Consider the following 16,014-nt stretch of genomic DNA (forward strand, 5'->3'; position numbering starts at 1 on the left):
AACTCTATAATTATGCCTTCATCTTCAGGAATTGATAATATGGCACAAATGAAGGAGGTGGCATGTCCGTCCGAAAAAAAACGCTGCGAAAGTGTCATGAAGGATGCATTGTCGGAGCATGAGGTATTTTCAATTTTATAATCAAAGGAGGATCACCAATGGGAGTTCAAGGGACAATTCAACGGACAAGTTCAAGGATGAGGACATTTCTCGTAGGTGCAGGCACTGTATTGATCATGATGGCATGTTCTTTGCTTCTATCTGAAAGCGCTTCCGCTCATGGGAGCGTTGAGGGCAGCCGGGCGGAATTGTGCGCAACGGGCGAAAACGTCAATTGTGGGAGAGTCATGTACGAGCCATTTAGCGTAGAGGGGCGGGGAGACTTTCCCGAATTCGGCGTCCCTGACGGACAAATCGCCAGCGGCGGAAAGTTCTTCGAATTGGACGAGCAGAGCCAGACGCGCTGGACGAAAGTCGATTTGCAAGGCGGGGATTATACCTTCCATTGGAAGATCGTGGCCAACCACAGCACGAACACCTGGGATTACTATATTACGAGAAAAGGCTGGGACCCTAACTCCCCGTTAAAACGGGAAGATTTGGAGCTGTTCTGCAGATACATCGATGACGGCGCCATCCCGCCGAACGATGTATACCATGAGTGCTCCATTCCGAATGACCGCGAAGGATACTATGTCATCGTCGCGGTATGGGATATTGCCGACACGCCAAATGCATTCTATCAAGTTATTGATGCGAACCTGAGCCGGAACCCATCGGCACCCGAGGTTCCCGAGCCGGGATTCCCTGGGGATCCGAATCGTTTTGGGGAGTACCTGATCTGGAACTCGATCCGCATTTACAATGAAGGCGAAGTTGTTTTCCATAACGGACTGTTCTGGGAAGCTTTGTGGTGGACCCAAGGACAGGAACCGGGGACTACCGGACAATGGGGTCCGTGGAGACTGATCGGGGAGACACCGCCGGAGTGAGACGTATTAATTATTGCGTTGGCAGAAACAAGGGATCGGCTGCAACCGATCCCTCTACAATTTATTTCGATTCGTAGTATTCTACCTCATGCTGTTTCATTTTTTCACGAAGTTCCGCCCGCTTCACCCGCAGTTCAGGCAGCTTCCTCCAATAATCCAACCAGGCGGCCAGCACCTTCGGTTCTTTCAATAACATAAAGCCGTGAACAGCAATCTCATATGCCAAGAACTGCGGCAAGCTTTTCAACCACCGCCATCCAGTCAAATTTTTATATATCATTTTATAACGGTTGATGAATGAATGCTTGCGGACGAACAAGGGGATCGAGCTTCTGCCGCCCTTCTTCCAGCCTCGTTTGTGAAAGCCGACAGCCTCAGCGCAATAATACGCCTTCCACCCCAACAGTCCCGCTCTCCAGGCGACATCCACATCTTCTTTATACGCAAAAAAATCCTCGTCAAAAAACTCGCCTTGAAGCGAAATATTATCGATCATTCTTCTAGAGTACATAGCCGCTGCGCCCGATACGCCAAATACCTCAGCGGATTGGTTCCATTGGTGCACCGGTTCGCCCGCCCCCCTATCGAAGGCTCTCCAAATCCGATTCATGACCAGACCGGTACTGTCAATGACTTCAGGGGCACTTTGAAAGACAAGCTTCCCTGTTGCACTCCCAATCTCACGGTTTAATTCCATGACTTCGACCAATAACTGAATATATCGGGAATCCAGAATGACATCAGGATTCAGCACTAAAACATAATCGGAATCAGACTCCCTTATGGCTTGATTGTGAGCCGGAGCAAACCCGGTATTCGCCTGGTTTTCAATCAGACAGATTACGGCTTTAGTCCTTGCGCGATAGGAACGCACTCGTTCTAATGTATCATCGGATGAAGCATTATCCACAACGATAATTTCTTTAACTTGATAACTCTGTAAACAAACAGCTTCAAGACACGCCTCTATATCTTTGGCGCTGTTATAGGTAACGATCTGAACGCTAACCGTTGGAGACATGGGCAAACATCCTTTGCATGGCTACTTGATTCCAAAGAAAAGAGCACCATTATTCAACAGTGCCCTAAACTGCCCTTATTATATCAAACAAGTATTAGCATCTCCATAAAGTGAATCCATTTATTTTTCAAATAGGTACTCCATCAAAAAATCCCGAAGTCCCTCCCGCCAGGGTCTCAAATCCGTAAATCCGTTCGTCCGGATCGATAAATGCTCCATCCTTGAATTGCGGGGCCGAGGCGCAGGTAAAGGGAATTCTTCGGTCGTGCATGGACGGACATTTACCGAATAACTCCTCCCCGTAATGGACTGAGCCTCTGCAAAAATCGCTTCAGCAAACTCATACCAGGTGCATGCTTGGGTATTGGAAGCGTGGTAGATTCCGTATTTTTCCGTCACGACTAATTCCAAAAGGAACTTTGCCAAATCAACGGTATAGGTAGGAGATCCATGCTGATCGTTCACCACTTTGATTTCCGGTCTTTCCTCGGCAAGGCGCAGCATGGTTTTAACAAAGTTTTTGCCATGCAAGCCATACACCCAGGAGGTCCTTACAATAAAATATGAAGAAGACAAGCTTTGAACCATAATCTCGCCTGCGCGCTTCGATTTCCCGTAAATCGTCTGCGGGTTGGTATTGTCGTATTCGTGATAAGGGTCCTCTGAGGAACCGTCAAAGACGTAATCGGTGCTGATGTAACAAAACTTAGCCCCGACTCGTTCGCTGGCAAGCACCATGTTTCGTGTTCCCACGGCATTAACCTTATACGCTGCGTCCACCTCTTGTTCTGCCAGGTCAACTGCCGTAAAAGCAGCACAGTGGATAACCGCATCCGGTTTATATTCGTTTAATGTCGTTAAACAAGCAGATTGATCCGTGATATCCAACGTATCCCGATCACAGGCAATTACCGTATGTCCTGTCTCCCGAAAAAGAGACACCACATCCGTCCCCAACTGTCCGGCTGCCCCGGTCACCAACACTTTCATCCCTTTTGATCACCCAGCCGTTCGCCATATTGCTTTGCATAATACTCTTGATAAACCCCTGATTGAATTCGAGTCCACCAGTCTTTGTTGTCCAAATACCATTGAATCGTCTCTTTAATCCCGGTCTCAAAGGAATGCTTCGGCTTCCAGCCAAGCTCGGTCATCGTCTTGGTCGGATCGATTCCGTAACGGCGGTCATGGCCCGGGCGGTCCTTAACATGGGTAATAAGGGTTTCCGGCTTTCCGAGTTCATGCAAAATCGTTTTGACAATCTGCATATTGGTACGTTCATTGTTTCCACCGATATTGTAGACCTCACCATTTTGTCCCTGATGGATTACAAGGTCAATCGCACTGCAATGATCCTCGACGTATAGCCAGTCGCGAATATTCAATCCGTCACCGTACACAGGGAGCTGCTCATCGGCCAATGCTTTGGAGATCATTAATGGAATTAATTTTTCCGGAAATTGATACGGGCCATAGTTATTCGAGCAGCGGGTAATGTTGACAGGCAGGCCGAATGTTTCATGGTAGGCCCGGACCAACAGGTCCCCGCCTGCTTTACTTGCTGAGTATGGGCTGTTCGGTGCCAGTGGCGTCTCTTCCGTGAACAGGCCGGTTTCCCCGAGTGTGCCGTATACTTCATCTGTAGAAACTTGAACAAACTTTTTGATGTTATACTTTCGTGCAGCGTCCAACAAAACCTGAGTTCCGAGCACATTTGTCTTTACAAAAATATCAGGTTCAAGGATACTGCGGTCCACATGGGACTCGGCAGCAAAGTTGACGACCACGTCAACTCCCTGACCGATCAAATCATCGATTGCTTTTGCGTCCCTAATGTCCGCCTTTACGAACGTGTGATTCGGATTGCTTTCGATCGATTTCAGGTTTTCAAGGTTCCCGGCGTAGGTCAGCGCGTCCACATTAATAATTTGGTAATCCGGATGCTGTTGAAGCATATATAATACAAAGTTACTGCCGATAAACCCGGCACCGCCGGTGACGAGTAATTTCATGAATGTGTGTCCTCCCAGTCAAAGTTCATTTCTGCTTCCGCCAATGTCGGATGCTTCCGATCCTTATCCGAAAGCAACGGCTCATTTACCGGCCAATCAATATTCAAAGCCGGGTCATTCCATTGTATTCCCCGATCATGTTCCGGGGAGTAGTATTCATCTACTTTATAGAGTACCTGAGTATTCGGCACTAATGTGCAGAAGCCGTGAGCAAAGCCTTTAGGCACCAGCAGTTGACGCTTGTTGTATTCACTCAGGATCACCCCAACCCATTGACCGAAGGTAGGGGAGTTGCGTCGGATGTCCAAGATAACGTCATAGATTGCCCCGGTTAATACCCGGACTAGCTTAGTCTGAGCCTTCGGATTTAATTGGTAGTGCAATCCACGTAAGACACCCGGTTCAGCGGACAAGGATTGATTGTCTTGAATAAAATTATAGTGAATACCGAGTTTATGGAGTAATTCCTCATTATAACTTTCCATAAAAAAACCCCGGTGGTCCCCATGAACCACCGGTTCAAGAATAGCTGCACCTTCCAATTTCAGAGGAGTTAATTTCATAATCCAATACCCTCACTCTCAATGTAGATTATAGTTTGAGTTTGCCAAACTCTTCACCAAACACTATGTCTTTAGCCATTTCATTAGCACGAGCCAAAGAAGCATGTGTACCCGCATCCGTCCACCAACCTTGAAGTATATCAAAGGTCAGTTGACCATTCTTAATATATGCATTATTTACATCAGTGATCTCTAATTCACCGCGTGCTGATGGCTTTAGTGTCTTAACAATTTCAAACACCTTATGATCAAACATATATATCCCTGTAACTGCATAATTGGACTTCGGCTGTTGTGGCTTCTCTTCAATAGAAACAATCCGATTTCCATCTAATTCCGGTACACCAAACCGCTTAGGATCAGGAACCTTTTGAATTAATATTTTTGCTCCATTCTCTTGTTTTTGGAAATTGGATACATACGGAGTTATATCATCAGCAAAAACGTTATCTCCTAAGATAACGACCATTTGGTCATCACCAACAAAGTGCTCCGCTAAATCAAGAGCTTGGGCAATCCCACCGGCCTCATCCTGTACTTTATAAGTAAACATCACTCCCATCTCTCGACCGCTACCCAAGAGATTGACTACATCTCCCATGTGCTCTTTACCCGTAACGATAAGAATATCTTTAATACCTGCCTGTTTGAGCTTAAACACACTATGAAAAATCATTGGATACTTGCCTACTGGCAATAGATGCTTATTCGTTACTTTGGTCAAAGGATAGAGACGTGAACCTGTACCACCTGCTAGAATTATGCCCTTCATATTAATATCTCCTTATCAATCAAATTTGAATTCATTTTACATGAAGGCTGCTCCAGCATTGCAGCCAATTGATTGCGTCTTCTTCAGTAAGTCGGTTGCCCATTGGGATGGTTCAATATTCCAATACAACAAGTGCCTGAGCATGATAACTTTGCCAATGGGTTCTGTAAAGTATTTTATTTGATTTTGTGGAAATGTAGGAGGATAGTGTAATCCCCGTCCTCTTTCAAAGCAATCCCCTCATGACATACTTCTTTATATCTTTTTCACGTCTTTAAATACCCATTTCTTAGTCAGAGTAAAGTTAAATATAGGAACTATAATAATTGAAGAAAACTGGGCTAATAAGTACCACATTTTGAAGATATCCACTATAACATACATTATGACTACATTGATCAGCAATCCCATAGAACAAGTTAAAGCATACTTAACAAAATTCAAATTACTACCTGCAACATTGGAAAAAGTCCAGCTAGTGTTTAACTTAAAGGACACAATCAATGAAAAAATAAAGCCAATAATAGTTCCCAATACGGCTGGACATGCAAAAAATTCAACACACAATGTTAATACCAAAGTGTGTGTTAAAGTTCCTAGCACTCCAACTAAACCATACTTAATAAATTTACTAAATGTCGACTCCTTCTTGATTATGTTCAATAAGTTTCTGATTTTTTTCATCCCTCTGTTTAATTTCATTTTTAAGTAATCCAATTTCTTGGGTTAATCGCTTAGTCTGATTCGTTAATTTAGAAATAACAACGGTGAAATTATAAAGTATGATAAATACGATAATAAAAGAAACTAAGTAAAGAGCATTAACTGGTGTTTCAATAAATATATTATTAGAAATGTAATATAGTAACCTAGGATAAATAGCGAGTATAAGAGTTACTACAATCATAATGATCCAAAGCAATGCATATTTCAATTCTAATTTATATTTCCTGATATTATTAACAAGAAAATATAACAATCCCATAATAATAACAATCAGTAACACTTGCAAATTGATCGGAATCATATTTTTTGAAAGATCTCCTTATTGTTTTCCCTAAAGTAGTCAATCAATATAGCTAAAGAGACTTTTATCATATAATAAACAGCTTTTATCTTATTTATTGAAGAAACACCATTTTCCCTACTATTCATAATAACCGGAACCTCAACTACTTTCAGTTCATTCCTTAACAATGTTACTATTGTTTCTGGTTCTGGATAATCTGTAGGATATTTTTCCGAGAAAAATTGTATCACTCTTCTATTGCATGCACGGAAGCCTGAGGTAGGATCAGTAATATTTTGTTTTAGCAATAATTTAATAAGTCGTGTAAAATGTTTAATCCCTACTCTTCGAATAAAGCTAGATTGAAATCCCTCTTTAGCAATATATCTTGAACCAATAACCATATCCGCTTGTTCATTTATTATAGGGTCTATTAACTCATTAATATAATGTGGATTATGTTGCCCATCTCCATCAATTTGAATGGCTATGTCGTAATTGTTATTAGCCGCGTATTTATATCCTGTTTGTACTGCTCCTCCAATCCCCAAATTACACGGCAAATCAATGTGCTTTATGCCATATCTTTCGCATACCTCAGCCGTTCGATCCGACGAACAATCATTGATTACAAGTATATCAACATTAATATCTCGAAACTTTTCAATTAGCGTCCCTAAATTGCCTTCTTCATTAAAAGCAGGGATAATGACCAAAATTCTCATCATCAATCTCCTAATCCATCCTTTTTAGTATATCAATCTAAAAACAAGGTCATCGTCTCTGGTTTCATTATTAAGCACCAGTACACCATCATGATATATATTTTTGTCAGCAATTTGAATAGTCATAGGATTTTCAACTTCACCTTCGGCTTTAACAGTAAAGTAATACTGTTTGCCTTTTGAGTTTTCTACTGGCTTAAATTCAATAGGGAAAAATTGATTATCATTAATACTTTTTACATCTAAAGGAATTCTGCGCACAATTTCTTTGTTATGATCCAACAAGAAGAACACATAATCTGTGTTAATCTCTCTTTGATAAGTAGAAAAATAAATATTTACACCTTTAAGATTATTTTTATCCGAAGTAAAACTCTGCTCAAAGGATGTATCACTCTGTATACCATCGACAATATGTTTGTTTTCATAGGTTTCTAGAAGATTATATTCTGGCCCAAAATAATAATATCTTTGAATAAGACAGTAACTACTAGACAACAAAATACAACTTATAAAGATAACGATAACCAATCTAGAATACTTTCTAATAAGTGGATATAAAAAATATATTGATACTATAAACAGCATTATTATTGGGATGAAATATCTTCCTTGAACACCGTTAATAAAATCTTGACTGGGTTGTGGCCAGTTCAAAAACAACGCTGACTCAATAATAAACACGCATCCTATAAACAATACTAGTAGGTAAATGCCAATTCGTATATTAACAGCAGATACTTCTAATTTATCTTTAATGGAGTCTAAGATAATTACTAGAAGTAATATTGCATAAAAAACGTAACTAAATACTACTGGTAACGGAGTATCTAACCATCCAAACACACCAAAAAATTGTGTATATAAACTATTATTATAGAAGAAACTCTTTATTAGTAGTATGAAATAATCGAATGGAGCGTTCAGAATAATCTTCAACTGTTCCACAGGATCAACAGGAAAAACCAAATTAATTTTTCTTGTCAACAACATCCAGAAACCAGCAAATATAAAACTACTAATCACTACTATAATGAGATACAAATAATATGTCTTTGTTGTCTTATATTTAGTTTTTGGTAAAAGTAAGAATAGAAGTGCCAAGGGGAAATATGTGATTTTTAACAAACCTAGCAAAGCCGATAATACCACTAACAAAGTATTCTCTTTTTTATTAATAGCCCCTTCTTTATACCTGAGATACAAAATATACGCCACGTAAAATAAACATATTGAGATTGTTAAGGCATCAGCACTTAATGATCCCGCTTGATGTAGACTCATGGGCATTAACAATAATAAGAACAAAGCTCTCTTTAGGACTGGAGACAACTTAATTGCAAAATAAGAAATGACTATGTATGCCATAAGGTTAAAGATTCTTCCTGCATACAAAGTTACCAACCACGGCATTCCCACTAATTTAGCAAGTAAAATACCAATCGACTGTGGTATATATGGCACCGGACTATATGCACAACTTCCTGGAAACTCGATAAATTCTTTTTCCTTGTTCGGAAAATATTCTAAAGAATCCTTCAAAGTGCCTAAATTTTGTTTTTTTTCTGGATGAAAACTAATATTTTCTGCTTTAAGTTTATTTAAAAATTCACCCATACTAGTCGGGAGATACCCTCCCGCATTGGATCCATTGTTGTTAACGCACTGAAGATCACCGTTAGATGTTATATACGCCCGAAAAAAGTGTACAGTTTCATCTGGAGATTGAAATGGAGGTAGAATAAAAGTCCATAACACTCCAAAGATTAATGATATAAATAAAAACGTATGTTCTATTTTCAACCTTTTTATCATGAGCTTTTCGTAACCCCTTGTATGTTTGATTAAGAATTAGGTAAATAATTAAATTACTATATTCTTGGAAAATATCACCTAAATATGGTAGTGTTTGGTTAGATAGAACATTTTCGCTCTTGAAAACAAATGAGGACACATTACCTTTCAACGAGAAACTAAGGTTCCCGCCCCTAATAAAAGGGATTTACCAAAAACCATGGTAATTCGCACGTAGTAATCGTCACGTTCATTTCATTTCAACCCGGTTTTAAAAACTCAGATGAAGCATTTGATTCCAAGCTGAACAGAGATCATCCTTTGGGAAAACCGCGAGAATATCATTCAAATTTCACTTACAACTTGTAATGATCCCTTTTTCAGAACACAATTCTCGGTTAATCAATTGTATTTCTTCTCAAATGCTTTTACCATTCGAAAATAGTAAACTTTCCATTGATATTTTCTTTGTACTACCTAAATCTTAATCGCATACCCACTATCAAGTGAGAGATTAGGATTATAGTAAATATCGTTAGTAAGTATCTCTCCCCACTTTTCTTTAAGAAGATGTGCTTCCTTGTTGAGTCTATCCAATTTTTCACTAGTATTGTCATAACCTCTTGATTTTGATTCATGATGTATCAACTTCACATATGGGAGCCAAATATTTAGATAACCTTGTTTTCTAATAGAAAGACAAAGATCCACATCGTTATAAGCAACAGAAAGTTGCTCATCAAAGCCTCCTGCTTCTTCAAATACACCTTTTCTCACCATAAGACATGCTGCTGTGACTGCGGATACATTTTTAACAGAAATAAGAGCTCCAAAATAACCAGGATCATGAATAGGACGATTGTGGTGTCCATCTCCAGCGGCTCTCTGGACCCCCAAACCCAATGTTAAACCCGAATGTTGTACTGTTTTATCAGGATACATCAAATATGCGCCTACGGCCCCGATCTCTTTTCTCTGAGCTGCGCCAATCATATCGTCAAGCCAATTTTCCTCTATCACCTCAATATCATTATTAAGAAATAGAAGAAGATCTCCATTAGAATGCTTGACTGCTTCATTGTTTAAAGCTGAGTAATTAAATGGAGAATCAATATGAATCACTTTAAATCTTTCATTCAATTTGTTGCTCCAATAATCGAAAAGATGAAAGGTCTCCTTTTCCACGCTTCCATTATTTACTACAATTACTTCATAATTTTGATATTTGCTAACTTCAACCAAAGAGATTAAACATTTCGACAATAAACTTGAATTGTCTTTAGTTGGTATTATTATACTAACCAGAGGATTTCCCACAGGATTATAATGAACCCTATAAAAATTTGCATATCCGTCCAGTTCTTCAATCCAACCGTCAATTCCTCTTCTCTTAACTGCATCCTTCATAGCTGTTAACCCGGCATAATGGGTATAATTTTTCGCTCCAGACCCTGATGCCGTAGACTCAGGAATTGTTCTCCAATGATACAACACCTTAGGGATGTGGAATATATGTTTTGTTTCTTCTGTTATCCTTAACGCTAAATCAAAGTCTTGGCTACCTTCTACACCTTTACGGAAACGTCCGACTTTATCCACCAGCGACTTTCTATATATCCCTAAGTGACAAGTGTACATATGGGTAAAATGCAAGTCCGGAGACCAATCTGGTTTAAAGAAAGGAGAGTGTCTAACCCCGTCGACACCAATTTTGTCCTCATCACTGTAGATCATATCAGCCTCAGGATGACTATTTAGTAGCTTCACAACTTCATATAAAGCATCTTCTGTCATTTCATCATCATGATCTAATAATGCGATAAACTCTCCTTTTGCAATTTCCAGGCAAGAATTTGAGGATTCAGAAATATGACCATTTTTCTCCCTGAAAACAACCTTTATCCTTTGGTCAAGATTCATGTATTCATTTAATACTCGTGCAATATGCTCTTTCGTAGAAGCATCATCAGAAATGCACAACTCCCAGTTTGAATATAATTGATTTCTGACCGAATCAATACACTTTCTTAGCCATTTTTCATCTACATTGTAAACAGGCAGTATAACAGAAATTAGTGGTTTATAACTGAAGTTCATCGCCTGCCGAGAAATTTCTGACCTTTGTTGGTCATTTAAAGTATTCTTTGCAATCCACAGCGAATAATTATCGATAAGATCACTATTATTGATTCCCCTTACTTTCTTTACCTTTAACCAAAGAGATTTTATCCCTTCTTCTTTAATTGTAAGAACACTTTTTTTAATCAAACCTTTAATCGATCCGCGTTGTCTATTAAATGTAATTAATGCACCGAATAAAATATTGAGTTTTGTGATTTTTTTAAACTTAAGATTTCTGAAAACAAAATCCGTTTTCTTCTCTCCTGGATCAAGCCTTAGTCTGAGTGCATCCTCTGGAATATATAGGATTGTTTTATGATCATCAATACCTTTAGAGATAGAATCAAAAACGAAACTATTATTTTCGGAAAAGCCGCTTCCATTATCCCAATATAATTTCAAAGGTATATATTCGTCTGATTCGGAATACCAGCTTATCTCATTCCAACCATTATAGAAATTTCCTTTTAATAAAAAGGCGGGGTCCGAACCTAATGAAATCCACCTTCCATTTTCGTTTTTCAAGTCGGAAATAGCGTCTAACTCGAGATTAGAAGTTAAATTTAATATCCCCGCTATAGTTGTTTTTATTTTTCTCCAAACATTTCTAGCTGACAAACTAAATCCCTCTTTTCTAATAATTACTTTGTAAAAGCCTATCTATTGATTATCGATTTTACTTTGTTTATAATCCTCCATGATTTCGAAGTTTTTATATTTAATAGCTCTTCACCTAGTTGCTTTTCTTTCATAGATAAATACTGATTTCTTTCTTCTTCTCGAGTTAGTTTTTCCTTTAATATTTGAATATCGTTTTCTTGCATTAACAGAAATGAATCTTTATCCTTGATTTGATTTCTTAATTCCGCTTCCTGACTTTTCATTTCATATAAACAATTATTCATCTCATTAATTTCTTGCTTCAAGCTGTCGTTAAGTTCTTTGGTTTTATTTACTTCTTCTAAAATACTATAATAATTCTTACGCAAGCTTTTTAGCTCATTAACTAGCAGTACATCGTTTATCCGTTCGCTCTCAAATTCAAAGCATGATATCTTTTCCTTGTTATCAAAGTTAATAAGAATACAGGGGTCATCCTTATCAAAGGCATATATTTCATTATTCAACTCTAAAACGTAATTCCCCTGTATATTAGCTTTAGATATTGTTCCGTCAACTTTTATATTTCTTACTCTAAAAACACCTGAATACCTAGATGGATCAATTCTCACAGATGCAATATCGCCAAAAGAGGTTAAATTAAACAAATAGTTTGAGCTATTATGATCACACATCTTAACCTTGAGGCTATTCTCCTCAGAATAACCACTCCCCGTGTCAATATAAATCTGAACCCAATCGGAGGTTCTTTGTTCTTTTTCAGTAATATTGGATAATTGATTACTTAAATCAAATTTATTTTGAATAAGAATTTGTTTCGTAGACTCCATGTTTTTGTATGTCAGAAGTTCAAAAAATCCCCGTTCCAGTTCTTCTAATTTATTTATTAAGGATTCTGGAATACCTGTATTTATTTTACTTTCCACCATATCTAAATCTAATTCCAGGTTTTCAGAACCAATTATTATTTTCCTATAGGAATTATCAGTATAGTCATAGTCAAATATATGGGAGTTATAATACAAATCAATCTCTTCCCTATAATTAATTAACTCAGGGTTCTTGGCTGCAAAGAAATGTATCCCCATAATTTTTTCCCATATATCAATACTTCCATGGGGAATTACTTTGAATTTCCTCTGATTTAGAGTTAAGTACTCCTCAATTTCCGATAAATCAGGAAGGCCGTTAGTTGCATGCTCCTCAAGCCAAATAAATCTTTCCTTAAATAGATTGAAGTATAGTGTCTCTAATCTATGTTCAGCCTCTTTGACTTGGTCAGAAGAAAATGGTGCTGTAATAACAAAATATCGCGAGCTGACTCTGCTTAACTCATCTATGAATTTTTTTCTCTTATCTGCAGGAATATGTTCAAACACATCTAATGCTACAACAATATCATATGTGTTATCTTCAAACTCCATTTGTGTTGCATCACCAAGGATATATTTAGGATTAGTCCGTAATTCTTCTGGAAGGTTTATATCCAAATATGTGATAACATCCGTAGGAAGAAACTTTTCCAAATTCTGATGCTCGTTTGCACCAACCTCTAATATCTTTAATTTTTCGTCTCGAATTCTCAAATCATTTATAATTTTCTGTACATTATTATACCTCTGAAATTGATCAAAAGGGATACGGTTCATTTTAACACTTCCCATCTATGCGTCATATATACAATACCTTCAGAAAAGTACTTATTCGTTATATTAAAATCTACAACGTTTTCTCTGTAGTGCAGACACACAATCCCCTCATTATTAAACAAACCGACATCAATACAATACGTTCCACTGAGCAAAGGCATCCTAGGAATAATATATTTTACTCGATGCCTTCCAAACTTATTCGGAATATCAATCTTCTCCAAATGTGTATTGGGTCCAAATATATATTCCCGATCCGGTGTATAAATTGCAACCCCTAATAATAAATCATCAATAATATCCTCATACACTTCATATTCAATCTCAACTTCAAGTTCATCAAAGGTCTGGTAGTTTGATTTGTTAAGTTGAACGGAGGTAACTGTTGTTAAAATATCAGGATTCTCTGGTTTAACAATATCCACCGGCTGTACGATACTCGGATCCCCTATGGCATTATGATGCTCTTCATTCAACTTTTGCTCGGAGTTATACTTCATGAAGTCTTCATACAAATCTGCAACTTCGGATGATTCTCCAATTGCTTGTATTTCACCGTCCTTAAGCCATATGGCTTTATTGCAAAATCTCTTTACCTGTTCCGTTGCATGGGATACGAAAAGAATCGTTGTACCATTATTTTTTAATTCCTTCATTTTATCGATACATTTTGTTTGAAATCTCACATCCCCCACCGCAAGTGCTTCATCTACAATCAGTATATCCGGTTCAACATTAATAGATACGGCAAAAGCAAGTCTAGCAAACATACCACTGGAGTAAATTTTAACCGGTTGCTCGATAAAATCTCCAATATCGGCAAAATTAATAATATCGTCCATTTTCTCTTCGATTTCTGCACGAGAAAGTCCCATCATAAGACCATTTAAATAAATATTTTCTTTTCCGGTATATTCCGCATTAAACCCTGCGCCTAATTCCAAAATAGCAGATATTTTCCCATTAACTTGAATCGTCCCGCTAGTAGGAGATAGGACACCTGTTATCAGTTTTAATAAAGTAGACTTTCCGGACCCATTTTTCCCTAGAATTCCAAGCGCATCACCTTTTTTAATACTAAAGGAAATGCCATCAAGTGCTATAAAATCTTTATGATATACTTTATGGGTTGGAGAAAGTGCTTCTTTAAGCCTATCTATTGGTTTTTCATATAATTTGTAAGTTTTAACCACATTATGAATTTCAATTATATCTTCCAAACTTTACTCCACCTTTTACCTCTTATATTACATCAGCAAAATGAGGCTTTAACTTTTTAAAACTATTGACTCCTATAACAAGTGCCGCTAAGCAGAACATCCAAAAATAGAATGTATAGTACGGATGGTTCCAGAAAGGAACGTTACCAATAAATGTATCCCTATACCCTTCTATAATATAGAACATTGGGTTCAATTTAAAAGTTAAACTCCACGAATCCGAGATCATAGTGTATGACCATCCAATAGGCGTAAACCAAAAGCCAATTTGCAAAACAATAATTATAATTTGATTCAAATCCTTAAAGAAGAGCACAATAGCAGATGTAATTACTGAGATTGATAAGGTAAGGACAATAGTACAAACCAAATAATAAAGTAGCTGCAAATTAAAAATACTAGGATAGTATCCATAGACAGAGTAAATAATAAATATAAACACAATAAAAAATAGATGTACGAACAATGCAGATGCGATCTTAACAATGGGTAATAGCTCAATCTTGAAGACAACCTTTTTTACTAGATAACTATACTCTGCATATACATTCGTTGCGCTTGATAGTCCTTCCGAAAAGAAAAACCAGGGAATAATCGCAACGATAAACCAGAGTATAAACGGAACATCAGCGACACTACCGCTTCGCAACCCTACCTGAAAAACAAACCAGTAAGTTACAATAGTAAGTAACGGTTGTATAAAGCCCCATACGATACCCAAATATGAAGATGCATACTTCGTTTTAAAATCATTTTTCGCTAAACTAACAATTAACTTTCTGCCTTTACATATCTCTTTTAAATATATATATATATTCTTTATAGACTTAATAATATATAAGCTCATAATAGTAGCTAGCACACTCAAAAAAGAGACAAGTAATATGCTAAAATTGCTCATTCTGCTCATTGCTATGTCACGATACAACTCAATATCTAACACTAGGTAAGGGTCAACATCAATTGCCTGTATCTCTAACGGCTGCTTTTCCCCGTGATTCAATAATTCAACATGTTGCTTTTGTTTAGTAACTTCACCCAAGGAAATGTTTACCTTAGAACTTCCCACTAAGCTTACATTTTTAATATCGATCTTTGCTTTCTGATTTCCTAAATCTAATCTAAGTGAATATACATTATCGGGTATTTTGAATTTAATTTTCTGCCATGTTCCCGGCTGATCGTAAGGTTTGTGTAGAGAATATTCCTCCGCCCAGTCCTGATCTTCTTTTGTAACATAAAAAAGCTGATATTCATCTGGATGGTCAGATTTCAGCTGGAATTCAAAAGCGAGATTCGATTCACTTTTTTGATATTGAGAAAACATATTAAAATATAGAACCAAAAATACTAGCCCAAGTAAAATATAAGCGATTTTTTTAAACTTCATTTTTTACGTACCCCTATCAATAAAAGCTATGGTTGAATAATTATTATTCAGTACAGAAAGTTTTAATATAGATAATAAGTTATAGATAGCAAGTTGGATTATGCTTATTCATAGAACCTATGCTA

Annotated in this window: 14 protein-coding genes; 1 reads left to right on the forward strand and 13 read right to left on the reverse strand. The window is 37.5% G+C overall.

Annotated elements, in window-relative coordinates; translation table 11 throughout:
• The first annotated feature begins 347 nt into the window (after positions 1-347).
• On the forward strand, positions 348-992 hold the full coding sequence (locus tag ACSFXJ_RS23125; RefSeq protein ID WP_435922656.1) for a lytic polysaccharide monooxygenase: 645 nt from the start codon (positions 348-350) through the stop codon (positions 990-992).
• A 61-nt stretch (positions 993-1,053) separates the two neighbouring features.
• Here ACSFXJ_RS23125 and ACSFXJ_RS23130 read toward each other — a convergent pair whose 3' ends face one another.
• The 13 genes from ACSFXJ_RS23130 to ACSFXJ_RS23190 all read right to left on the reverse strand — a co-directional run bounded on the left by ACSFXJ_RS23130 (position 1,054) and on the right by ACSFXJ_RS23190 (position 15,889).
• Complete coding sequence (locus ACSFXJ_RS23130) at positions 1,054-2,013, reverse strand: glycosyltransferase family 2 protein (protein WP_435922657.1); 960 nt, start codon at positions 2,011-2,013, stop codon at positions 1,054-1,056.
• Positions 2,014-2,133: 120 nt separating this feature from the next.
• Complete coding sequence (gene rfbD, locus ACSFXJ_RS23135) at positions 2,134-3,003, reverse strand: dTDP-4-dehydrorhamnose reductase (RefSeq protein ID WP_435922658.1); 870 nt, start codon at positions 3,001-3,003, stop codon at positions 2,134-2,136.
• Positions 3,000-4,025, reverse strand: coding sequence for a dTDP-glucose 4,6-dehydratase (rfbB, locus tag ACSFXJ_RS23140; protein WP_435922659.1), 1,026 nt, complete (start codon positions 4,023-4,025; stop codon positions 3,000-3,002). The genes rfbD and rfbB overlap by 4 nt, the downstream gene beginning before the upstream one ends.
• Entirely contained in the window at positions 4,022-4,588 is a 567-nt protein-coding gene (rfbC, locus tag ACSFXJ_RS23145; RefSeq protein ID WP_435922660.1) for a dTDP-4-dehydrorhamnose 3,5-epimerase, read from the reverse strand. Before rfbC ends, rfbB begins: the two co-directional genes overlap by 4 nt.
• A gap of 28 nt (positions 4,589-4,616) precedes the next feature.
• Positions 4,617-5,360, reverse strand: coding sequence for a sugar phosphate nucleotidyltransferase (locus tag ACSFXJ_RS23150; RefSeq protein WP_435922661.1), 744 nt, complete (start codon positions 5,358-5,360; stop codon positions 4,617-4,619).
• Between the two features lie 255 nt (positions 5,361-5,615).
• Positions 5,616-6,062: a GtrA family protein gene (locus ACSFXJ_RS23155; protein WP_435922662.1), complete on the reverse strand. Its 447-nt coding sequence runs from the start codon at positions 6,060-6,062 to the stop codon at positions 5,616-5,618.
• Positions 5,992-6,387, reverse strand: coding sequence for a DUF2304 domain-containing protein (locus ACSFXJ_RS23160; RefSeq protein WP_435922663.1), 396 nt, complete (start codon positions 6,385-6,387; stop codon positions 5,992-5,994). Before ACSFXJ_RS23160 ends, ACSFXJ_RS23155 begins: the two co-directional genes overlap by 71 nt.
• Positions 6,384-7,097 (reverse strand): glycosyltransferase family 2 protein, encoded by a 714-nt coding sequence (locus tag ACSFXJ_RS23165; RefSeq protein ID WP_435925838.1) that lies wholly within the window; start codon positions 7,095-7,097, stop codon positions 6,384-6,386. The genes ACSFXJ_RS23160 and ACSFXJ_RS23165 overlap by 4 nt, the downstream gene beginning before the upstream one ends.
• Positions 7,098-7,118: 21 nt before the next feature.
• Positions 7,119-8,909, reverse strand: a complete 1,791-nt coding sequence (locus ACSFXJ_RS23170; protein ID WP_435922664.1) for a DUF2142 domain-containing protein — start codon at positions 8,907-8,909, stop codon at positions 7,119-7,121.
• Positions 8,910-9,365: 456 nt separating this feature from the next.
• Positions 9,366-11,627: a glycosyltransferase family 2 protein gene (locus ACSFXJ_RS23175; protein ID WP_435922665.1), complete on the reverse strand. Its 2,262-nt coding sequence runs from the start codon at positions 11,625-11,627 to the stop codon at positions 9,366-9,368.
• A gap of 38 nt (positions 11,628-11,665) precedes the next feature.
• A complete protein-coding gene (locus ACSFXJ_RS23180) occupies positions 11,666-13,279 on the reverse strand; it encodes a methyltransferase domain-containing protein (RefSeq protein ID WP_435922666.1) in 1,614 nt (537 codons plus the stop codon).
• Positions 13,276-14,499, reverse strand: a complete 1,224-nt coding sequence (locus ACSFXJ_RS23185) for an ABC transporter ATP-binding protein (protein ID WP_435922667.1) — start codon at positions 14,497-14,499, stop codon at positions 13,276-13,278. Before ACSFXJ_RS23185 ends, ACSFXJ_RS23180 begins: the two co-directional genes overlap by 4 nt.
• A 22-nt stretch (positions 14,500-14,521) precedes the next feature.
• Positions 14,522-15,889, reverse strand: coding sequence for an ABC transporter permease (locus tag ACSFXJ_RS23190; protein WP_435922668.1), 1,368 nt, complete (start codon positions 15,887-15,889; stop codon positions 14,522-14,524).
• Positions 15,890-16,014: the final 125 nt, after the last annotated feature.

Origin of the sequence: Paenibacillus salivarius, from assembly GCF_051307165.1 — a bacterium.
Classification (GTDB): Bacteria; Bacillota; Bacilli; order Paenibacillales; family Paenibacillaceae; genus Fontibacillus.